Origin of the sequence: Histidinibacterium aquaticum (genome assembly GCF_008710275.1) — a bacterium.
Lineage (GTDB): Bacteria > Pseudomonadota > Alphaproteobacteria > Rhodobacterales > Rhodobacteraceae > Oceanicola > Oceanicola aquaticus.
In genome coordinates this window covers 52,540-73,273 of sequence record NZ_VYQE01000002.1, presented here as the reverse complement: position 1 = coordinate 73,273, position 20,734 = coordinate 52,540, and the positions used below count along the sequence as shown (strand labels likewise).

Here is a 20,734-nt window from a genome sequence, read left to right as displayed (position 1 = left end):
CCAGGGGCAGCCGTGGGTCATAACTGATCCAGGAGAGCGACTTACGGTCCATAAATGACCCATTGAAGATGTCGCTGGGAGACTTCGTCTATGTGCAATCTCTACTCTAACACGATGCCCCAGGACGCCATGCGGGACCTGTTCAAGGTCGCGGCCGAGCGGGACCGGTTGGGCAACTTCGAGCCAATGAAGGCGATCTTTCCGCGCTACGATGGTGTAGTCTGCCGGACCGGGGAAGACGGCGAGCGTGAGCTGGTGACCGCGCACTGGGGTTTCCTGATGCCGCAGGTCTCCAAGAAGACCGGCAAGCCGATCCTTCCGAAGGCGATCAACAACGCCCGCGATGACAAGATCCGCAGCTCTCGCTTCTGGAAGAAGTCGTTCGAGGATCGCCGGTGCCTCATCCCGGCCACGGCCTTCTGCGAGGCCAAGGGCAAGAAGCCCGCGACCTTCTACTGGTTCTCGGTGACTGATGAGCAGAAGCCGGAGCCCTTCGTGTTCGCGGGCCTCTGGAACCGCTTCAAGGGCAACTACCGTGACGAGTATGTCGAGATCGACACATACACGATGGTGACCTCGACCCCGAACGAGCTGGTGAAGCCGGTTCATCCCGATCGGATGCCGGTGATCCTGCCGGAGGATGCCCAGACCACCTGGATGGATGGCTCACCGGACGAAGCCTTCGAGGCTCTGAAGGTCTTCCCGGCCGAGAAGATGCAAGTTCTCGACAAGGGAGAGGACATGAAAAGCGAGCCATCGTAGCAATCATCACGAGATCCGGCGGTCGTTTCATTGCGTCACGTACCAAGTGCTAATACTGACCTGTGATTCTATTAGGGGGAGGTCCGGATGCGCGCTGCCAATCATCCGCTTCAGCAAGACCGGCTTGCTGCACTCAATGGCTACGCCATTCTTGATACCGAGCCCGAGGCCGAGTTCGACGAGATCACTAACTTCGTCGCGAAAGCCTGCGACGTGCCGATCAGTGTCATCAATTTCATCGATGCTGAACGCCAGTGGTTCAAGAGCGAAACCGGGCTGGGCGTTCGGTCTACGCCTATCGACACTTCGATCTGCGCGCACATCATCCTTGAAGAGGACTTCGTCGAGATCGAGGACACCCTTCGGGACCCACGCCTGGCAGACAACCCACTCTGCATCGACGATGACGGCCTGCGTTTCTACGCAGGTGCCCTGCTGAAGACCGAGGACGGTTTACCAATCGGAACTCTCTGCATCCTGGATCGGCGCCCCCGGAAACTCACGGAGTTCCAGAAGGAACTCATCCAGGTGATGTCTCATCAGGTCATGGCCCGGCTGAATCTTCGGCGCTCTCTGGATCAGGCGACGATCCTGCGACAGGAGGTCGACCACCGCGTCAAGAACTCACTCCAGAGCGTGGCATCGATCGCCAGCATCAAGTCGCGGCTCGCAACTGACCCGGCAGTCAGCGCCGCGCTCGCCGACATCCGGGACCGGATCGACAGCGTCGCAAGACTGCACACGCAGCTCTACAAGCTGGACAACGACGGGCGGGTCGATGTCTCGAAAATCATGAAGGCGGTTGCCGACGAGGTGGCTGCCGTTGTCGAAGACGTTGCGGTCGAGTTCGATGGTCCCTCTGTCTTCATCGAGGGAAAGCCAGCCGCAGCTCTCGGCACCTTGCTGAACGAGCTCACATCGAACTCGATCAAGCATGCTTTCGATGAGGAGCCGAACGGCAGGATTACCTGCGGAGTCTCGCTGGAGGACGATGCTCTCCACGTAGACTACCGCGACAATGGATGTGGGGTCGATGTCGATGCGCTCACTTCGGCCAATGGCCTCGGTCTGCGGGTCGCAGAAGCCGCCATGCAAAGCTGCGGCGGCACATTCGAGGTGGTCCGGAGCGAGAGCGGGTTCAAAGCTAGCGCTATACTGCCACTACGTGAGAACTAAAGGATGCCGTTGGTGGCCATCCACCAGGCAAGCACGCCGAACAAGATGGCAAAGGCCAGTATAGTCAGCGGGTCTTACATGGGGGCCTTCCAGGTTACTCTCTACAACCTGTCGGCAAGTACGCTTGTTCCCTGCAATGCTGCGGCGGAAGCGCCCAGCATCTAAAATCCATGGTCCGCCCAACATATTACTTGGGCGTCCGAAGGTCGGAGCTTGTGCACGACGCCTTAGGCACTGTCACCGGCTCACCGGTGGCAAGCGATGCAGTAACCTTCGAGCCGTACTACTTGTTGGAGTAGCCCAGGAATGAATGCGGGCTCCGCCACCACCATCGCCAAGCTCTCGCTGCACGAGGACGACCAATGAACATCGAGAACGAGCAGTCCGACGGAAAGTCGGCCCGGGCCGCCGAGGTGGATGCCTCGCGTCTATGCATCGTGGGCATCGGCGCATCCGCTGGTGGTCTCGAGGCCATCGGCGACATGCTGGCCATGGCCGACCCGGACAGCAATCTCGCCTATGTCGTCATCCAGCACCTCGATCCCGACCACGAAAGCCTGCTGGCCGAGATCCTGAGCCGCAAGACGCGGCTCGAAGTCCACCAGGCATCGGGTGGTGAAACGGTCGAGCGCGGCCGGGTCTACATCATCCCGCCAGGTCATAAGATGACGATCAGGGATGCGAAGCTCGAGCTGACAGAGTTTGCGCAACCGCGTGGTCTGAGACGCCCGATCGACGACTTCTTCGAAAGCCTGGCCGAGGACCAGGGGCACTACGCCGCCTGCGTCATCCTGTCGGGGACCGGGGCCGACGGCAGCGCCGGTCTTCGGGCGATCAAGGAGTTCGGTGGGGTCTGCATCGTTCAGTCACCGGAGACCGCCCGATATGACGGCATGCCGAAAGCGGCCCAAGGGACGGGGCTCGTCGACTTCGTCAGATCTCCCGAAGAGATCTTCAGCGCCCTGCAGGGCTACTACACGCACATGATCATGACGGAGACGGATACCGAGCTCCAGGAAGCCGTTCGAGACAATATCGACGAGATCTGCGATGTCCTGTCGACGACCTCCGGTCATGATTTCAGCGAGTACAAGCGCACCACGCTCGTCCGCCGGATCGAAAGACGTATCAAGGTCCTCAACCTGCAGGACGCGGACTCCTATCTCGAGCGCGTCAAGGACGATCCCGAGGAGGCCGAAGTCCTCTTCCGCGAACTCCTGATCAACGTCACCCGCTTCTTCCGTGATCCCGACCAGTTCGAGAGACTGCGGGAGAAGGTGATCGCACCCATGATCTCCGAGAAGGATCACGAACCGATCAGGATCTGGGTGCCTGGCTGTTCCAGCGGCGAGGAGGCCTACACGCTGGCCATCATGATCGCCGATGAGATGCGCAAGCAGAAGAAGTCTCTGGACGTGAACATCTTCGCCACAGACATCGACGATCAGATGCTGAAGAACGCGCGCACGGGCATCTATCCGCTCTCCGCGATGGTCGATGTCCCCGAAGAGCTGCGGGACAGCTACACGATCGCCCGGGATGGCCACTTCCAGATCCCGGCCCGGATCCGGGACATGATCCGGTTCTCGATCCACAACGTGACCCGCGATCCGCCGTTCTCGAGCTGCGACCTGATCTCCTGCCGGAACCTGCTGATCTACTTCGGCGACAAGCTGCAGAACGCGACCCTGCCGACCTTCCAGTATGCGCTGAGGCCCAAAGGATACCTGTTCCTCGGTTCCTCGGAGACCATCGGCCGCTTCGATAATCTCTTCACGGCGGTCGATGACCGCGCCCGCATCTTCCAGAGAACCCAGCGGAGCGTCGACTACCCAAGCCATCTCAGGTCGCAGCAGAGCGGCAGGAAAGAGCCAATCGGCGCTTCCGTTCCTGTCTCACGCGGCAGGAGCAGGTCCAGTCTGATGCCCGACCGTGTGGCCGATCGCATTCTGAACACCTACGCGCCTTCGACCATCCATTGCGCAAAGGACGGCGAGATTCTCTCCTCGTCAGGCTCGCTCGGGAAATACCTGAAGGCGACACCGGGCCGGATGGATGACCAATACGTCCAGTCCCTCGCTCTCCAGGGCCTGAGGGAGCCTCTCTCTGGCATCCTTCGCGACACGCTCACGCCCGGCAGGCGCCGGGTTATCCGTGGACTGGAGTCGCGCGGCGAGTTCGGCTCCCAGAAGTTCGACCTGATCGTCGATCCCCTGGCGGACAGCACCCTGATCCTGGTGTTTATCGAACGAGCGAAGTTCGAGCCGATCGAAGACGAGGATATCGAGGACTACGAGCCGAGCGAAAGCCACGTCCAGAGCCTGGAGGAAGAACTGCGGAACACGCAGTCCCGGCTCTACACGACCGTCGAAGAACTCGAGACGGCGAACGAGGAGCTGAAAAGCTCCAACGAAGAGATGATGTCGATGAACGAGGAGCTCCAGTCGGCGAACGAGGAGCTTTCCACGGTCAACGACGAGCTCTCCTCCAAGGTCGAGCAGCTGACCCAGGCCAATGCAGACCTGTCCAATTTCTTCGCCTCGACCGACCTGCCACTTGTGGTCGTCGACACCAAAAAGTGCATCCGGACCTATACCGAGGCGATCCTCGACATCTACCCGTTCCAGGGAGCCGATGAGGGCCGCCCCCTGTCGGAAATCACCTCTTCACTGCGCGAGAATTCATCCGTGCTGGATAACGTGACCGAGGTCATGGAAAGCGGCGAAGTGAAACAGCTCCAGGTCCGTGAGCGATCCTCGGATGGCAGTCGCATCTGGTCCCTGTTGATCACGCCTTACCGGACCAACGACGACCAGGTGGACGGAGCCACCCTCGTCTTCACCGATCTGACCGAGTCCACCAACCTGCGCGATGCGCTCGATGTCGAGGCCGAGCGCCTGAAGCTCGCCCTGAAGGTCTCAGAGCTCGGAGTGTGGGAATTCGATGCTGACCGGCAGGTGATCGATCTCGACGAGACAGCCCGTAGACATCTTGATGCCCAGATGGCGGATGGCGGAAGCGTCGAGCTCAGTGAGCTCATGAGCCGTCTGAGCAAGTCTGAAAAGGACGAGATTCAGGATGTCTTCGCATCCTCCAGAAAGGAGGACGGCCCGTTCGAGTTCACATTCAGCCTGGCCGATCGCACTGGTGCGATGCGCACCCTGCAGGCCGTTGGTCGGCACGTGGAGACCGGCGGAAGCACCAAGCTCCTTGGCGTGGTATTCGACGTCACCAAGGCCAACGAGGCGACCCAGATCCGCGAGCTGATGCTTCGCGAGATGAACCATCGCGTGAAGAACCTGTTCTCGATCATCACGGGGATGCTGCGGGTTGTCGGCCGACAGGCCGAGTCAGTGCCGGAGATGGTCCGGGGCATGGAGGATCGCATCTCCGCGCTGGCGCGGTCACACGATCTCACCCAGAAGAAGATGGGCGAGGAAGCGATCCTACTGCAGGATGTCATCGACGTTGCCCTGGAGCCCTATTGCGATGCCGCCGATTGCCGGATCGAGGGCCCGGATGTCTCGGTTTCGAATGCCGAACTCACGTCCCTCGCCCTCCTGCTGCACGAATGGGCAACCAACACCTCGAAGTACGGCGTCCTCGGTCCGGTCGACGGGCGTCTCGAGGTGACCTGGTCGCAGGGCAATGATGGAACCGTCACACTCGAATGGAACGAAATCTACGAGAATGAGTTCGAAGTCCGTGATGAACGAGCAGGCTTTGGAGCGACACTGGTCAGGATTGCTGCAGCACAGTTGAACGGCAGCGTCGATGTGAACCAGACCTCCCACGACAGAAGGACCATCCTGGAATATGGCAAAGGACACGAAGGCGATTGACGATGCTGCGCCCGGTCGCGGCACCGTTATTATTTGCGAAGACGAGGCCATGGTTGCCATGGATCTCGAGTTCATCTTTCAGGATCTCGGCTTCGAGGTAATCGGCACATATCCGTCCGTGAAGTCTGCCATGAAGGCGATCGAGCACGGCAACGTGCCTGATCTCGCACTCCTCGACGTCCGTCTGACTGACGGCAATGTCTTCCCCGTGGCCGATGCACTTGCCGAGCACGACGTCCACATGATTTTCCATTCCGGCCATGCCGGTCTCGAGGAGGTCAGCAAAGACTACCCGGATGCCCTCTGCTGTCCAAAGCCGACCACCGAGCGGAAAATCGAGGCGACCATTGCCGAGCTCGGAATCAAGGAGAGGCTGCCTGATCCACTGTAGCCAGATCGGACTCGCCCGATTAGCCTGATGGCGAAATCATGATCGGAGCGGGGAGTGCATGACACAGCAGTCACTGCCGTTCGCAGGTGGCAGCGTCTCCTGCCCATTGAGCTGCTTCGCTTTTGCTAGGCGAAACGGCACGGTAATGGACACCGGCTGTTACCTGGCAACTGGAGCGGAGAAGAAGCTTCACGGTTCTAGCGCCAAGGCGTTCCTGGCCCACGTGGCGGAAGGCCTCGATGCGGGATATCGCCACGAGATACTCAATGCGAAGGTTCGTTTGGGTCATCAGGGATCGATCGAAAGCGCAGATGGACACGTCGAGGTGCTCTACCGGGCGCCGTCGTCCTCCACCCTACCTACTACCACCAAGATCACGACGGGGCGCCGAACACGTTGAGAGCAGTCTGCCGCAAGTCTCGAAGCAGACCGGCAAGCTCATCTTCCCGAAGGCGATCAACAATGCTCGCGATGACAAGACCCAGGTCTCGCGCTTTTGGAAAAAGTCGTTCGAGGAACGCCGTTGCCTGATCGCGGCCAAGTCTTTGCCGGGCTCTGGAACCGCTTCAAGGGCAACTACCGAGATGAGTATGTCGAGATCGACACATACACCATGGTAACGTCCACTCCGAACGAGTTGGTGAAACCAGTTTATCCGGACCGGATGCCGGTCATCCTGTCCGAGGACGCACGGCGCACGTGGACAGACGGATCACCAGACGAGGCATTGGAGGTCCTCAAGGTCTTCTCGGCCGAGGAGATGCAGGTGCTGAAGAAAGGCGAAGACCGGAAGAGCGAACCCACGTAAGCGTAGCCGTTAGTAATGTCGTTCGATGATTCCTGCGCGCTCTCCCCCTTTTTCCGATCCTGCCCAAGACCTGCCGCATGTACCACTCGGTTGGGGCAGCTCAGGCAGTCCAACTGCCGGGCGCCTATTACGTCTTCCACTTGCCGATGCAGCCCACCTTCGCCATGGTTTCCCGAGTATCGGGGGTCAGATGGTATTTGTTTATCTTGCTGCGATTGCAGCTGCCTGCTTCTTCCTTGCCTGGGTCATCTCGAGAATACAGAAAGCCTTCGGGCTCGAAGTCGACGGTCCTGAACACAGACCGAAGGCAACTGAGCGGTCATCTGCGCTTTCCCTGAAGAGGGGCCAGCCCGATTCCTATTCCGACGTGTTCGATCGATACGAACTTGATGAAAACCGTCCAGAAGGCGAATCGGTAAACTGGAACTGGCCGTGGCTCGAGGTCGCTGGAACGCAGCACCGTATGACGGAAGTCAGCACGTTCCTGACAGCAGTTAGTTCTAGTTCTGATTTTTCAATTAGGTTGGAGCGTGACCCGAAAAACGCTCACGATCCGAATGCGATCAAAGTCATTGGCGTTCTTGCGCGACCAAGCCGGGAAACCATGCTTGGCTACGTCCCCGCACAGGTTGCGGAGGACATCGCAAGCTACCCACCGGAGATGCCGATCGCGGTGCAGCTCAAGCGGGCGGCGATCGTGGATCATGCGATATATGTAACGATCGCTGGCCTCATGCCGAACGTGAAGGAGCGCCGCTGGATGGGGTACGAAGAGACCCCGCCAAAGGCGCCGTCCAAGATCACCCTTGGGGAGACTGAGATCGCAGAGCTCGAGACGCTGATCGAGAAGCTTCGCACGCGACGGCCCCTGACCGACGAAGAGGCATCTCAGGCGCAGCGCGACATGACCAGCGGACTAATGAGCCGGGTCCAAGCGGGTGAAGCTCAGGTCAGCATCGAACAGAAGGGCTTCGACCACCTGGATCTGCCCTACCGGGAACACAAGAAGCTCATGCGTCAGGCCGACAACGATCTGGTCAAGCAGGTCGGCATCCTCGACGGGGCCTTCGATAGCTATTTCGACACAGGGATGTCCGAGCCGCCCAACTATGCCGAGAGGGTCGCGATCATCCTGCGGAAGGCGGGCCGTCGTGACCTGGAGAAAGCGTGGCTGGAGACCTGGCTGCGATATTTTCCCCCTGGCAGTGCCATTGGACAGCGATATGAAGCTCTCGCGGAGAGAGCCAGGAAGCTCTCGGCTTAGAGGAGGTCCAGACAGCAAATGATACGGTGCTGTCAGACAAATGCGAAACAGTCCCTGTGCCCCTAGAAAACGTAGGCTCAGGAGACGCAGAGATCCCGCCACTCGTCGAGAGCAGCATCGCGGGATTGTTTGAAGTGGGGTCGACTGAAGAGACTGCGCTGATGGTTGAAGGCGGAGGCGTGAACAGAGGCGAACTTCTGTGGACTTCGCATTCGGCGGAAGCCCAGCATCGCGCGCTCTCGTCGTCGAAATGGCAGATGTGAGTTCGCCGCGCGGTTGCTAGTCCAACGCCCCTCGGCCCGGTGACCATTAGCCTTTAGCTCCTTCATCGCGGCGCCGTAAGAGCGGAGCCCATCTGTGACGATCTCGTCGGCTGTCCCGTGCCCCTTCATCAGCTTCTTAAGGAATCTCAGTGCCGAGGCCCGATCGCGCACAAGGACCTCTCCCTCATGATCCACGGCCCGCCAGAGGTAGTGCGTCTTGCCGTTGATCTTCACGAAGACCTCGTCGAGGTGCCAGCTCCACCGGCTCGCCTTCAGAGCCTGGATGCGGCGCTTTCTGACTTCGGCTGCGAACATGGGGCCGAACCGGTTCCACCAGTAGCGGACCGTCTTGTGGCTCACCTCTATGCCACGCTCATGCAGCAGATCCTCGACATCGCGCAGCGAGAGCGGAAACCGGACGTAGAGCATCACCCCGAGACAATTGATCTCGGGGCTCGTCTTGAAGTAGCGGAACGGGCTTGGCTGGGTCATCTGCCGAGGCTAGGTCCGCCCCCTGCCCCGCTCAAGCGGTTCTTCTGACAGTGCCCGCCGGCCTGCTGACCATTTCGCAATAGTCAGAGGGGCCAGACCGCCAGCAACAATGGGACGCTGATGGCGAGCACGAGCCCTTCAAGCGGCAAACCGAGCTTCCAATAATCTGAAAACCGGAACCCAGCGGGCCCGAGGATCAAAGTATTATTCTGGTGGCCGATCGGAGTGAGGAAGGCACAGGACGCACCAACCGCAACTGCCATGAGGAAAGTGTCAGGGTTGGCGCCGAGCGTGGAAGAAATGCCGAGTGCTACCGGACACAAGACTGCAGCTGTCGCGGCATTATTCATAAGGTCTGACAGGAACATCGTGGTGACCATGACCACAACCAGCGCGACTACAGCATTGCCTTGGGCAACCGAGTCCACCAGGCCTCTCGCCAGCAATCCCGCTGCGCCCGTACTCTCCATCGCGCCTGCGACCGGTATCAGCGCTGCCAGCAAGACGATTACTGGCCAATCGACAGACGTGTAGACCTCCCTGAGAGGAACAGTGCCGAGCACCATCGACGCCAACACGCCGAGGGCGAAAGCCACGGCAGCTGGAAGCAATCCAACAGCGACGAGGGCGATCGCACCAACCATTATTGTCCCAGCAATGATGGCCATACGCTTGTTCGGAATACGAAGATCGCGTGCGACCAGTGGAACGCAACCCATCTCGTCGATAAATTCCGATGCAGCTTCCGCCGGCCCCTGAACCAGCAAAAGGTCTCCGGACCTTATCTTGACGTTCCGCAAGCCGGAACCCGGCGGAAGGCCCTCGCGTGAGACCGCAAGCAAGTTCAGTCCATAACGAGCGCGAAGGTGGATATCCCGAGCGGAACGGCCAATGATAGATGACCCAGGGAGCACGGCAAGCTCGCGGAGGATGACGTCCCGGCTTCCCCTTCGGTCTGCGCCCAAGTCGGCATTGGGCCCGGAGGGGACTTCTTCCTCTAATTCACCGTCGGCCCCGTTCCGCTCTTCGGGCACCACAATGGACTGCTCTAGCTTGATATCGAATACCGACAGCGCTTCTGCCAGTGCGTCAACTTCCGCCTCGAGCACCAGGATGTCATCTGGACGAATACGCCGCTGGCCATGTGGAGCATTCAGGTAGACCTCGTTGCGGATCAGACCCACGACCTGCACGTCGCTGTCCTCGATCTCTCGCTCGAATTTTCGCAGGGTCAGACCTACGGCCTTGCTACTTTCGGGCACGCGCAGCTCCGTGAAGTACGCGCCGGTCTCGAACCCATCGTGTGTTGCCGGCTTTCGCTCAGGGACGAGCCGCCAACCAATCATGGAAATGAAGATCACGCCCACAATCGCAACGGGCGCCCCGACCGCTGAATAGTCGAAAAGGGAGAATTGCCCGAGCCCCTCGTCGGCCCGAAAACTGGATACGATCAGGTTCGGTGGCGTACCGATCAGCGTTGTCATACCTCCCAGTATCGTGCCGAAAGCGAGGGGCATCAGTACCTGGCCCGGTGTCAGATCCAGTTGATTGGAAACCTGAAAGGCGATTGGCATCAGGAGGGCCATCGCTCCCACATTGTTCATAAACCCGGAAAGCGCCGCCCCCAGACCCATCAGTGCAAGCAAGCTGGGCAGTTGCCCCGCATTCCGTGGAAGGATGCTGCGAGCCAGCCAATCCACCGCGCCAGTAGCTCGCAATCCATGGCTCAGGATGAGAACACAAGCCACGGTGACAACCGCCGGGTGTCCGAACCCCTCAAAAGCACCTGACGGCGGGACCAGTCCTGCGACCACGCACGATAACAACGCAGCCAAGGCGACGATATCGTGGCGCAGCCTCCCCCATAGAAAGAACGCCATGGTGGCGACCAGAATGGAGTAGATCACGATCTGGTCGATACTCATGGCCTGACCTTGTAAACGATCGTCTTCCGGCCTGCCATCCTGTCCGCTTGCACCTGATCATGGGTTCGGCGAACTAAAAAGCGGGAACTGGGCAAGGCATCTCCCCACGGCGCTTGATCGCTGCGCTGGCCGATATGTTGCAAAACGGGTCCGATTGCTGAGGCGCGACCGGCAAACGAACGACCCAGCCGCATTAAATCCGGACCTACTGATATTTGCCTACAGAAGCCTGAAGGTGACGGTCAGAGCACTGCGATCAAGGTCCACTTGCATGCCTCCGATGCCCCTGTTGGGTTGATGCAGTCTTGGGTCCGCGCGACCGGGTCTGCAGTAACCAGCAGAGAGGTATCGAAATGCATAAGAAGCTTCATTCGATACGCTTCGCGAAGGCGGTCTTCTTGGGATCGGTCGCGATGGGCGCAACGCAGACAGCGGCGCAGGCCGGCATGAACACGATGAGCCTGCAGGACGAGGCCGTTCTCACGGGCCAGAGCAACATCTGGGGCATGGCATTTGTCGATGAAGACACAATGCTGTTCACCGAGAAATGCCTGGGCCTGTCGGTGCAGATGCCGGACGGTTCGGTCAACGAGCTCCTCGGCATGGGAGCGTCTGGGGAAGATGTCTCGAGCTACTCGGCGGTCGCCGATGATCTCTTCTGCGATTACTCGAGGCAATTGAGGGCCGGAATTAGAACGGTGCAAGAGGTTAAACGATGTCCATTTCCCGCCGAGACCTTTTCGCGATCTCCGCGGCCATTGGGGCTGGTCTTGCGAGCCCCTTCGGACTCGCCCCGGCGCGGACGGAGGCCGCCCTCGATGATTGGAGCGCCATCCGCAATCTCTTCCCCCTGTCTCCCGATCGCGTCCACATGAGCTCGATGCTTCTGACCTTTCATCCAACTCCGGTGCGTAATGCCATCGAACGTCATCGCAGCAACCTTGATGCCGATCCCACCGAGTATCTCGAAAGGAACGGAGTTGCTCTGGCCTATCTCAGAAGCCACCGTCCTCGCGCCGGATCGGGCTCATTCGTTGGGGTCAGGCACCCTGTCGACAAGCAGCTTGTCGATCCTGCGGCCATCGAGATCGACAACCTCGATCCGCCATCCCCCGACCGTGATGCGCTGGCCGACCTGGGGCAACTCGCCGGCTCGGTCGAGGACCAGGCCGCCAACCGTTTCGAAGGTGAGATCGTCCCCGAGCTCGAGGCCGATCCGGTCCGCGAACTCATCGACGGGCATCCAGCCAGCGACGAGGAGCGACCCGTCCGGGCGCTCCACAACTTTCGGCTCATCCTGCTCGGTCTCGTCGAATCCACCGACGATCGCGCCCAGGACATCCATAGGTGTGATGACGCCCTCGAAGTGACCGAACTCGTCGTAGACGACGAGCATGTGCCCCTCGGAGAGTTTCAGCCGTTCGATCACCCGTGTTGCCGGAAGCGCCTCGTGCACCACCTCGACCGGGAGCACCAGCTCGGCCGGCCTGAACGGGTCCGCGCTCGAGAGAAGCACGTCGCGGCTGTGCAGAACGCCGATGATATCGTCCGGGCCGCCCTTGCTCAGGGGCAAGCGCGACCGCCGAGAGCGCCGGAACCGATCGAGGATTTCCGCCCGGGTCTCCGAAGCGTCGGCGATCTCGACCTCGACCCGTGGCGTCATGAGTCCCCGCGCCGTGCGGTCGGCCACCCGCATCACGCCCGTGATCATCTCGGTTTCGGCCTTCTCGATCACGCCGGCCCCCTCGGCCTCGGCAATGAGCATGCGGATTTCTTCGTCGCTGACGCTTGGCGACCGCCGGCCCGACTGGCCAATCAGCGCCAGGACAACCCGCCCGGAACGATCGAGAACCCAGACGAGCGGCGCCGCCACCCGCTCGAGGACCCGCATGGCCGAGGCAACCCGCGAGGCCACCGCCTCGGGGTTTGAGAGGGCGATCTGTTTCGGGACCAGCTCCCCGACGATGAGCGACAGGTAGGTAATGGCGATGACCACGAGACCCACCCCTACCTCATCGGCAAGACGCGCCGGCACGCCGAGCTCCGGCAGGACAGACGAAAGCCTCACACCGAGCGTGGCACCGGACAGAGCGCCGGAGAGGATACCGACCAGTGTGATGCCAATCTGAACCGCGGAAAGAAAGCGCCCCGGGTTCTCCGCGAGGCGAAGGGCAGTGGCCGCGCCCCGGTCGCCCCGATTGGCGCGTGCTCGGAGCCGCGCGGGCCGGGACGAGACGACAGCCAGCTCCGACATCGCGAGACCGCCGTTCAGCAGAATGAGGGCGAGGATGATTGAGATCTCGATCAGCACTGGGTGGTTCGATCCGACTTTTGTTCAGTTTGCCTCAAGCGAGTAGATCGCGCGAGCAGAGACGCCCCGAGACATGCTCGAGGCGCCCACTTGGCACTCTTGCGCCGCCTACTCGGCAGAAACCACCCTGCGGGAGCCTCGACCGGTCCTCCAGAGCGAGAACCCGATCCCGGCGCCGAGGATCGCGAAGGTGATGCCGAGAGACCAGGCGGGCGGAAACTTCTCCCAGCCCATGAGGTCCGCCACAAAGATCTTCGAGCCGATGAAGACCAGCAGGACCGACAGGGCATACTTCAGGTAGGCGAAGCGGTGGAGCACCGCGGCCAGCGCGAAGTAGAGGGCGCGCAGCCCGAGGATCGCGAAGATGTTGGAGGTGTAGACGATGTAGGGGTCGGTCGTGATCGTGAAGACGGCCGGCACCGAGTCCACCGCGAACACGAGATCGGCGATCTCGATGAGCACCAGCGCGAGAAAGAGCGGCGTCGCGAAGCGCGTGAGGCGGCCTGTCGCGGGGTGCGGCTCCCGCACGAAGAATGCGTGCCCGCGGATCTCGTCGGTGACGTGCATCCGGCGCTTCAGGAAGGCGAGGAGCCGGCCGTCTTCGACGCTGTGCTCCTTCTCGGAGACCAGGAGCATCTTGATGCCGGTGAAGACCAGGAAAGCCGCGAAGACGTAGAGCACCCAGTGGTATTGCTCGACGATGGTCGCGCCCATGGCGATCATCAGGCCCCGAAGCACGATCACGCCGAGAATGCCCCAGAAGAGAACCCGGTGCTGATACTGCCGCGGGATGGCGAAGAAGCTGAAGATCAGGGCGATGACGAAGATGTTGTCGAGCGCGAGGGTCTTCTCGACGACGAAGGCTGTCAGGTATTGTGCCGTCGCCTCGGCGTCCATCTGCCACCAGATGAAGCCGGCGAACGAGAGACCGAGGACAATATACATCGCCGAGAGCTTCAGGCTCTCGGCCACGCCGATCTCGTGGTCGTCCTTGTGCAGGACGCCCAGGTCGAACACGAGAAGCCCGATGACGAGCGACAGAAAAAGCATCCACATCCAGAGCGGCTTGCCCAGGAAGAGCAGGAGAAGGATGTCCAAGAGAGCGACCTCGAATGCACCGCACGCTCGGGAGGTCACGGTCGCGGGCTTGCGGACATGACACCGGGCGGCCCGGTGCGGTCCGACATCACGACAGAGGTCCGCCGTCAGAGGGGCCCGGCCCGCGTGCAGCAGATCGTGATGCGGCCGCAGCGTTCAAGTGAGCGTCGAAAATAATGTTTGCACCGGGCCAGGGGAGCCGACCTTGTCACGAGCCCCGCTGCGCCACAGGTTCGGCGCATGTTGGAAGATATCAGTTTGCCGTTTGACCCCGCGCTTCTGCCGCAGTTCGACCTGCTCGCCTCGTTCCTTCTGCTGCTGTTGCTCTGGATCGCCCGGAAGATCGTCGTCAGGTCGATCCGCGCGCGGACGGAGTTGGCACCGCAAGATCAGCGTCGCCTGATCACCTCGGCCCGCAATGTCTTCCTGCTGCTGCTCCTCATCGGTCTGGTGATGATCTGGGCGCCCCAGCTGCGAACCTTCGCCCTCTCCTTGACCGCCGTCGCGGTGGCCATCGTCGTCGCCACGAAGGAGCTCATCCTTTGTCTCTCCGGAGCCGTCCTCCGCGCCACGACACGTGCCTTCGCCGTGGGCGACTGGATCGAGGTCGGCGAAAACCGTGGGGAGGTCACCGATCACACGGTGCTCGCGACGACGCTCCAGGAGTTCGGCGCGGGCCCGAACGCCTACGTTCCGACCGGCCGCACCATCGTTGTGCCGAACAGCCTCCTGCTGACCGCCCCGGTGCGCAACCAGTCGGCCTTGCGGGACTTGACCTACCACCGGTTCGTGGTGACGCTCGATCCCACGCCGCGGATCGGTGGAGCCCATGCCCTGGTCTCGGACATCGTGGGCCGGCACTATGCCCCCTTCCGCGATGAGGCCGCACGGGCCAACGCCGCGATCGAGCGACGAACCCACAGCGATCTGCCCGACCCTGCGCCCCTGGTCAGGTTCCGGACCTCCGAGCTTGGCAAGCTGCGTGTCGAGGTGACACTCTTCTGCCCGGCAAACGCGGCCGAGCGGCTGGAGAGCGAAATCACGCTCGAGCTGCTCTCGGCGATCGAAGCCGATAGGGAGCCAGACCCCATGTCGAGCTCATCCCCGGTGTCGGAGGCCGACTGACATGCCGACCCTCTACATCCTCCTCGACCTCGCCGCGATCCTCAGCTCCCTGATCGCGGCCGGCCTCTGGTATCAAGCCGGGGCGAGGACCATCCGCCGCGTCTCGAGGTTCGAGACCCTCGATCATGCGGACCTGAACCGGATGGTCGTCGCGATGAACCGCAGCGCCATTCTCAACCGCCGGGCGGCGCTCGCCTCGGCGGCTGCTGCGATATGCATCGCACTCCGGTTCGCAGGCTCGCTTATCGCGGATGCGACGATTTAACTGCCACTGCCTCAGCGAGCTACTGACGGCGCCGCCAACGGATGTCCGGTTCTGACAAGAGTACCGTCAGTTTCGCCTCTGCGGCGAAGGTCGGCTTTGCGTCCTTCGCGCTGTGCAGCCCATCGACGCTTACGGCCCAATCCGGACATTCGACACGGCGCCCATCGCTGAAGTGTGGTTCCCAAAGCGGCCATCCACGCCGTCGCGCAGCATCCTCGCGTCGGTTGAAGTCAGCTACGCGGACCGTGCAGCCGTTCTTGCACTCGACCCTCCTGCCGGCTCCCGGAACAGCGTTTCGTAGAACGTACCAAGCAACACGGTCCTCCCGAAACGCCTGCCATCGGTGCCCTTGGTAGAACGGGGACGGTGTCCTGCAATTTCCAATACGAGCTTCGCAAGCTGCTTTCGACTGACGAAGATGAGCCGAAAGAAAGCGGAGCCTGTGTTGACATTTCAACTGGCATGCCAGATGATAGCCCAATGTCGCGATCTCTCACACAAGACACTTATGAAGCTTTGCGCTCCGCCATCTTGGTGGGTAAGTTTGCACCTGACACGCTCTGGTCCGACCGCGAACTCGCGGCGCAGCTCGGGTTTTCGCGCACGCCGGTTCGGGAGGCGATTCAGCGCCTTGCTGCCGACGGGCTGGTCGAGGTGATCCCGCGCCGCGGCACCCGCGTTCTTCCCCTGCTCGCCGATGATGTCCGCGAGATCCACCAGGTCGCACGGGCATTGGAGCTTGAGGCCGCGATCATGCTCGCCACGTCGCGCAAGCGCGATCTCGGCCCATTGCAGCGGCTGGTCGCGGAGATGGCCGAGGCCCTGGAGGCGGCGGACCGCGATCGTTGGGTGCGTGCCGACGAGGCCTTTCATCACGACCTCGTGGAGGCCTGCGGCAACCGACGCCTCGCCAGAATGTATCACGCCCAGCGGGGTCTTACCGATCGCGCCCGCTACTTCGCGCTGCATCTTCGCGATCTGCCGACCAAGTCCGCCGATGATCACCGCGCGATGCTCGAAGCAATCGAGCGCCGCGACACTGCGCGCCTTTGTGAACTTTACCACGAGCACTGGGACCGCACGACCGCGGAGCTCCTGGCGCTCATCGAAAGGCACGGATCGACAATGCCCGTGCAATCAACCCTGAGGGAGGAAAAGAAGTGAACTATATCAGGATTACATCCGCGTTCTTAGCGGCCACCGCGCTGTGCGTGCCGGCCTATGCGCAAGATGTCACCATCAAGGTCGGGACCGTTGTCTCCGGCGATCATCCCGAGAATGTCGGTGCCCGCGAGTTCGAACGCCTGGTCGAAGAACGTTCTGACGGAGAAATCGACGTGCGAGTTTTCACCGACTCGCAGCTGGGAAATCAACGCGAGATGGTCGAACAGCTTCGCTCCGGCACTCTTGAGATGACCTGGGTGACGACCGGCTTCTTCGGCTCTTGGGAGCCCGTGCTGGGAACCTTGGAGATCGGCTACCTTTTCGATGATCGCGAACACGCCTTCCGTGCCTTCGACGGCGAGTTGGGCGATGAAGTGGCGAACCTGGTGGAGAACCACGGTGTCGAACTTCTTGGCTATTATGAGGCCGGGATGCGCCATCTGACCAATTCGGTCCGCGCGGTCGAGGGGCCGGACGACCTTCAGGGGCTCAAGATTCGCACACCGCGGGCGACCTACCACCTCAAGACGCTGGAGCTGATGGGTGCCAACGCCACTCCTATGGCGTTCAATGAACTCTACACGGCGATGGAGCAAGGTGTCGTCGACGGGCAGGAAAACCCGCTGTCAAATATCTACAACGCCCGCTTTTCGGAGGTGAACGACTACCTATCGCTGACCGGGCACCTGCATCTGACCCACATGGTTCTCTACTCTGAGGACCTCTGGGGAGACCTTTCCCCTGAGCATCAGGAGATCGTGCGTCAGGCCGTGCTCGACAGCGCGCAGGTGCAGCGCGACAAGGTGGCCGAAGACGACGCCAATCTTCTGTCCGAACTCGAAGAGCAGGGCATGGAAGTCACGGAGCCTGACCGGGAGGCATTTGCCGAACAGGTCGCCCCGCTTCGCGATGAGGCCGTCGCCGAGTTCGGGGACGATGCGCAGAAGCTGCTCGACCTCGTAGACGCGGCGCGCAGCGGCAGCTGAGGCAATGCGCGCTCCCGATCCTCTTACCCTCGGCCCGTTCACGCGGGCCGAGGTGCTTCTGGCGACCGCACTCGGATGGCTGCTGGTCACGATGATCTCGGGCATGACAATTATCGTTTCGATGCAGATAGTCTCGCGCTACCTGCTCGATATATCCCTGATCTGGTCCGAGGAAGTGGCGCGGCTGCTGTTTATCTCGATGGTATTCATCGGTGCCGCCCTTTTGGCGCGACAGCGCGAGCATCTCGCCGTCACCGCCTTTGCCGACATGCTGCCGCAGCGGGGGCGACACTTTGCCGATGCGCTGGTCGAAGGCGTCGCACTGGTCTGCGCTGGTTACCTACTGCGCGGCGCCTGGACAACGCTGTTAAGCGAATGGGACCAGCTCACGCCCGGCCTCCAATTTCCCATGGGGGTCGTTTTCGGAATAGTCCTGCTTTCGAGCCTGCTCCTGACCGCATGGCTTGCGCTCAACGTGGCCGCAAGCGTGAGGGCCGCGATTTTGGGCTTGCCGCATACTCGCAACGCCTTGCCTGAATCGGGAAGGGACACATCTCAATGACCAGCCTGCTGATCCTTTTCGGCGTGTTCTTCGGCCTGTTGATCATCGGCACCCCAATCCTGTTCGCCCTGCTTTCCGCGGCGCTTGTGGTGCTATCGGTCGTGGACCTGCTGTCGCCGCAGCTCGTGTTGCAACGCGTTTATGCTGGGCTCGACAGCTTTCCGATGCTCGCGATTCCGTTTTTCATGGCGGCCGGCGCGCTGATGGAACGCGGCGGCATCTCACGACGGCTGGTGAATTTCTCGTCCTACCTCGTCGGCTGGGTGCGCGGTGGGCTCGGGCATGTCGCGGTCATGGCCTCGACGTTCTTCGCGGGCATCTCGGGCTCGGCCGTCGCCGACACCACTGCCATCGGATCGACCATGATCCCGATGATGAAGGCGCGAGGCTACGATCCCGCCTTCGCGGCCTCAGTCGTCGCGGCGGCGGGTGTCAACGGGCCAGTCATTCCGCCATCAATCCCGCTGGTGCTCTACGGTGTTATCTCCGGCGTCTCGATCGGTGCCTTGTTCATGGGCGGGGTCGTTCCGGGCCTGTTGATGACCGTGGGCCTGATGGTCCTGATTTACTTCAAGGCCAGCCGGGGAGGCTGGGCAATAGAACCCGAGCCATTCTCGATGCCGGGCCTCGTCAGCTCGTTCGTGTCGGCTATCGGCGCCTTGGTCATGCCCCTGATCATCGTCGGCGGGATTCTCGGCGGCATCTTTACCGCGACCGAAGCAGCGGCGGTGGCGACTGTTTATGCGCTGATCGCTGGACTGTTCATCTACCGCGAACTGAAGCCGTCCGACCTGCCAGACATCCTGCGCAGCGCAGCGCTGAATACGGCGATGGTGATGGTCATCGTTGGGGTCGCAAATCTCGTCGGCTACGTCCTGACGATCGAGCAGATCCCACAGGCGCTGTCGTCCTTCCTCGAGGAAAAGGTTGCCGATGCACTTGTCCTTCTGCTGCTGATCAACCTGCTCCTGCTGGTCGCGGGATGCTTTCTGGATGGCGGCTCGGCGATCATCGTCTTCACTCCGGTCCTGCTGCCGGTGACCCAGGCCTTCGGGATCGACCCGGTGTTCTTCGGCGTGATGATGACGGTGAACCTGATGATCGGCACCATCACCCCGCCGGTTGGACTGTCGCTTTACATCGCGGGAGGCATCGCTGGGTTACCGATACTGAAGGTATGCCGTGCGATTCTGCCGTTCCTGGGCGTCCATTTGGCGGTCCTTGTCCTCATCACCCTCTTTCCCGAACTCGTGCTGGCCATTCCCAGCCGGGTCTATCAATAACGAAAGGCACATAATGGCCCAGAAGAACTCAGTCTTGATGGGAACGCTCGGCAAGTATTCCGACCGGTTCCACACTTACCAGCCAGCCCGCGACTACGCGGAACGCATCGAGGTCGCCAAGACCATCTCCGGTGCTGACGGGATCGAGCCCGTCTATCCCCATGACCTCGGCCATGACGGAGAAATGATGCAGGCCACCAAAGACTGTGGCATGGCCATCTCGGCGGTGAACGTTAACCTGAAGGGCGAGGACCTGTTCCGCGCCGGCTCGTTCACCAACCCTGACGCTGGTGTACGCCAACAGGCCATCAGCTACATGAAACGCGCGATGGACATGGCGGCCGAACTGGGGACCGACATGATCTCGGTCTGCCCGCTGATTGACGGGTCAGACCACGCCTTCCACGTCGACCACTTCGACCAATGGCGGTGGACGATCGACGCTTTCGGCGAGGTCACTTCGCACCGAGACGACGTCCGCGTTTCGATCGAGTACAAGGCCTACGAGGTCCGCAATCGTATCATCCTGCCATCGATGGGGCGGACGCTGCACCTGTGCGATCGAGTGGGTGCGGCGAACCTCGGCGTGACGATGGATCTCGGTCACGCGTTGATCGAAGGCGAATGCGCTGCTGCGGAAATCGCCGCGGCGCATGAGGCCGGCCGGCTGTTCTACGTCCACTTTAACGACAATGACCGCAACGCGGACTGGGACATGCCGGTGGCCTCCATTAACCTTTGGGACACCCTGGAGGTACTTTGGTACATGGAGCGGATCGGCTATGATGGCTGGATAGCCTATGACGTCTTCACGCGCGCCGGCGACGGGGTCGAGGCCGTGGGCGATACATTCGAGACGATGAACCATCTCCGCGAGCTGCTGGCCAAGATCGGGCCTGACAAACTGAAGGCGATGGTCGCCGCCGGCAGCAGCGCGCGCACCACCCGCGATCTGATCAAGGCCCTCTTGTGAGCGCCATGACACCTGGACTCGGCTCCTACGCCTTCCGTTGGTCG

At 61.3% G+C, this 20,734-nt stretch carries 19 protein-coding genes; 15 read left to right on the top strand and 4 right to left on the bottom strand.

Annotated features, from left to right (window positions below; genetic code table 11):
* The first annotated feature begins 90 nt into the window (after nt 1-90).
* The 7 genes from F3S47_RS05740 (at nt 91) to F3S47_RS05715 (ending at nt 8,243) form a co-directional block, all read left to right on the top strand.
* Nucleotides 91-762, top strand: a complete 672-nt coding sequence (locus F3S47_RS05740; RefSeq protein ID WP_150444301.1) for an SOS response-associated peptidase — start codon at nt 91-93, stop codon at nt 760-762.
* An 87-nt stretch (nt 763-849) separates the two neighbouring features.
* Nucleotides 850-1,938, top strand: coding sequence for a histidine kinase dimerization/phosphoacceptor domain -containing protein (locus tag F3S47_RS05735; RefSeq protein ID WP_150444300.1), 1,089 nt, complete (start codon nt 850-852; stop codon nt 1,936-1,938).
* Nucleotides 1,939-2,300: 362 nt separating this feature from the next.
* Nucleotides 2,301-5,780 (top strand): chemotaxis protein CheB, encoded by a 3,480-nt coding sequence (locus F3S47_RS05730; RefSeq protein WP_150444299.1) that lies wholly within the window; start codon nt 2,301-2,303, stop codon nt 5,778-5,780.
* Nucleotides 5,755-6,171: a response regulator gene (locus F3S47_RS05725; RefSeq protein ID WP_150444298.1), complete on the top strand. Its 417-nt coding sequence runs from the start codon at nt 5,755-5,757 to the stop codon at nt 6,169-6,171. Before F3S47_RS05730 ends, F3S47_RS05725 begins: the two co-directional genes overlap by 26 nt.
* A gap of 58 nt (nt 6,172-6,229) precedes the next feature.
* Nucleotides 6,230-6,571 (top strand): hypothetical protein, encoded by a 342-nt coding sequence (locus tag F3S47_RS19315; protein ID WP_191090086.1) that lies wholly within the window; start codon nt 6,230-6,232, stop codon nt 6,569-6,571.
* Nucleotides 6,572-6,667: 96 nt separating this feature from the next.
* On the top strand, nt 6,668-6,979 hold the full coding sequence (locus tag F3S47_RS05720; RefSeq protein ID WP_150444297.1) for an SOS response-associated peptidase family protein: 312 nt from the start codon (nt 6,668-6,670) through the stop codon (nt 6,977-6,979).
* A 190-nt stretch (nt 6,980-7,169) separates the two neighbouring features.
* Complete coding sequence (locus F3S47_RS05715; RefSeq protein ID WP_191090085.1) at nt 7,170-8,243, top strand: HIRAN domain-containing protein; 1,074 nt, start codon at nt 7,170-7,172, stop codon at nt 8,241-8,243.
* A gap of 77 nt (nt 8,244-8,320) precedes the next feature.
* On the opposite strand, the gene F3S47_RS05710 is transcribed toward F3S47_RS05715, so the two are convergent.
* Both F3S47_RS05710 and F3S47_RS05705 read right to left on the bottom strand, forming a co-directional pair.
* A complete protein-coding gene (locus F3S47_RS05710; RefSeq protein WP_150444295.1) occupies nt 8,321-8,998 on the bottom strand; it encodes an IS6 family transposase in 678 nt (225 codons plus the stop codon).
* An 83-nt stretch (nt 8,999-9,081) separates the two neighbouring features.
* A complete protein-coding gene (locus F3S47_RS05705; protein WP_150444294.1) occupies nt 9,082-10,923 on the bottom strand; it encodes an SLC13 family permease in 1,842 nt (613 codons plus the stop codon).
* Nucleotides 10,924-11,276: 353 nt separating this feature from the next.
* On the opposite strand from F3S47_RS05705, the gene F3S47_RS05700 reads away from it, so the two are divergent.
* Complete coding sequence (locus tag F3S47_RS05700; RefSeq protein ID WP_150444293.1) at nt 11,277-11,798, top strand: hypothetical protein; 522 nt, start codon at nt 11,277-11,279, stop codon at nt 11,796-11,798.
* Between the two features lie 152 nt (nt 11,799-11,950).
* On the opposite strand, the gene F3S47_RS05695 is transcribed toward F3S47_RS05700, so the two are convergent.
* Nucleotides 11,951-13,234 carry a hemolysin family protein gene (locus tag F3S47_RS05695; protein ID WP_150444292.1) on the bottom strand — a complete coding sequence of 428 codons (1,284 nt, stop codon included), beginning with the start codon at nt 13,232-13,234 and terminating at the stop codon, nt 11,951-11,953.
* Between the two features lie 108 nt (nt 13,235-13,342).
* Nucleotides 13,343-14,332, bottom strand: a complete 990-nt coding sequence (locus tag F3S47_RS05690; RefSeq protein ID WP_150444291.1) for a TerC family protein — start codon at nt 14,330-14,332, stop codon at nt 13,343-13,345.
* 258 nt (nt 14,333-14,590) lie between these two features.
* Between F3S47_RS05690 and F3S47_RS05685 the strand changes: the two genes are divergently transcribed.
* From F3S47_RS05685 to F3S47_RS05655, 7 genes are all read left to right on the top strand, one after another.
* Nucleotides 14,591-15,457 carry a mechanosensitive ion channel domain-containing protein gene (locus F3S47_RS05685; RefSeq protein WP_191090084.1) on the top strand — a complete coding sequence of 289 codons (867 nt, stop codon included), beginning with the start codon at nt 14,591-14,593 and terminating at the stop codon, nt 15,455-15,457.
* A gap of 1 nt (nt 15,458) precedes the next feature.
* Nucleotides 15,459-15,722, top strand: a complete 264-nt coding sequence (locus F3S47_RS05680) for a hypothetical protein (RefSeq protein WP_150444289.1) — start codon at nt 15,459-15,461, stop codon at nt 15,720-15,722.
* Nucleotides 15,723-16,202: 480 nt separating this feature from the next.
* Nucleotides 16,203-16,886, top strand: a complete 684-nt coding sequence (locus F3S47_RS05675) for a GntR family transcriptional regulator (protein WP_150444288.1) — start codon at nt 16,203-16,205, stop codon at nt 16,884-16,886.
* Nucleotides 16,883-17,872: a sialic acid TRAP transporter substrate-binding protein SiaP gene (locus tag F3S47_RS05670; RefSeq protein WP_223877729.1), complete on the top strand. Its 990-nt coding sequence runs from the start codon at nt 16,883-16,885 to the stop codon at nt 17,870-17,872. The genes F3S47_RS05675 and F3S47_RS05670 overlap by 4 nt, the downstream gene beginning before the upstream one ends.
* A gap of 4 nt (nt 17,873-17,876) precedes the next feature.
* Nucleotides 17,877-18,434, top strand: a complete 558-nt coding sequence (locus F3S47_RS05665; protein ID WP_150444287.1) for a TRAP transporter small permease — start codon at nt 17,877-17,879, stop codon at nt 18,432-18,434.
* Nucleotides 18,431-19,717, top strand: a complete 1,287-nt coding sequence (locus F3S47_RS05660) for a TRAP transporter large permease (protein WP_150444286.1) — start codon at nt 18,431-18,433, stop codon at nt 19,715-19,717. The genes F3S47_RS05665 and F3S47_RS05660 overlap by 4 nt, the downstream gene beginning before the upstream one ends.
* A 13-nt stretch (nt 19,718-19,730) precedes the next feature.
* Complete coding sequence (locus F3S47_RS05655; RefSeq protein WP_150444285.1) at nt 19,731-20,690, top strand: sugar phosphate isomerase/epimerase family protein; 960 nt, start codon at nt 19,731-19,733, stop codon at nt 20,688-20,690.
* Nucleotides 20,691-20,734: the final 44 nt, after the last annotated feature.

Coding starts and splice junctions, on each gene's coding strand:
- F3S47_RS05705 (WP_150444294.1), bottom strand. CDS start 10,923: ATGAGTATCGACCAGATCGTGATCTACTCCATTCTGGTCGCCACCATG.
- F3S47_RS19315 (WP_191090086.1), top strand. CDS start 6,230: ATGACACAGCAGTCACTGCCGTTCGCAGGTGGCAGCGTCTCCTGCCCA.
- F3S47_RS05725 (WP_150444298.1), top strand. CDS start 5,755: ATGGCAAAGGACACGAAGGCGATTGACGATGCTGCGCCCGGTCGCGGC.
- F3S47_RS05675 (WP_150444288.1), top strand. CDS start 16,203: ATGTCGCGATCTCTCACACAAGACACTTATGAAGCTTTGCGCTCCGCC.
- F3S47_RS05680 (WP_150444289.1), top strand. CDS start 15,459: ATGCCGACCCTCTACATCCTCCTCGACCTCGCCGCGATCCTCAGCTCC.
- F3S47_RS05740 (WP_150444301.1), top strand. CDS start 91: ATGTGCAATCTCTACTCTAACACGATGCCCCAGGACGCCATGCGGGAC.
- F3S47_RS05660 (WP_150444286.1), top strand. CDS start 18,431: ATGACCAGCCTGCTGATCCTTTTCGGCGTGTTCTTCGGCCTGTTGATC.
- F3S47_RS05710 (WP_150444295.1), bottom strand. CDS start 8,998: ATGACCCAGCCAAGCCCGTTCCGCTACTTCAAGACGAGCCCCGAGATC.
- F3S47_RS05735 (WP_150444300.1), top strand. CDS start 850: ATGCGCGCTGCCAATCATCCGCTTCAGCAAGACCGGCTTGCTGCACTC.
- F3S47_RS05715 (WP_191090085.1), top strand. CDS start 7,170: ATGGTATTTGTTTATCTTGCTGCGATTGCAGCTGCCTGCTTCTTCCTT.
- F3S47_RS05730 (WP_150444299.1), top strand. CDS start 2,301: ATGAACATCGAGAACGAGCAGTCCGACGGAAAGTCGGCCCGGGCCGCC.
- F3S47_RS05700 (WP_150444293.1), top strand. CDS start 11,277: ATGCATAAGAAGCTTCATTCGATACGCTTCGCGAAGGCGGTCTTCTTG.
- F3S47_RS05665 (WP_150444287.1), top strand. CDS start 17,877: ATGCGCGCTCCCGATCCTCTTACCCTCGGCCCGTTCACGCGGGCCGAG.
- F3S47_RS05655 (WP_150444285.1), top strand. CDS start 19,731: ATGGCCCAGAAGAACTCAGTCTTGATGGGAACGCTCGGCAAGTATTCC.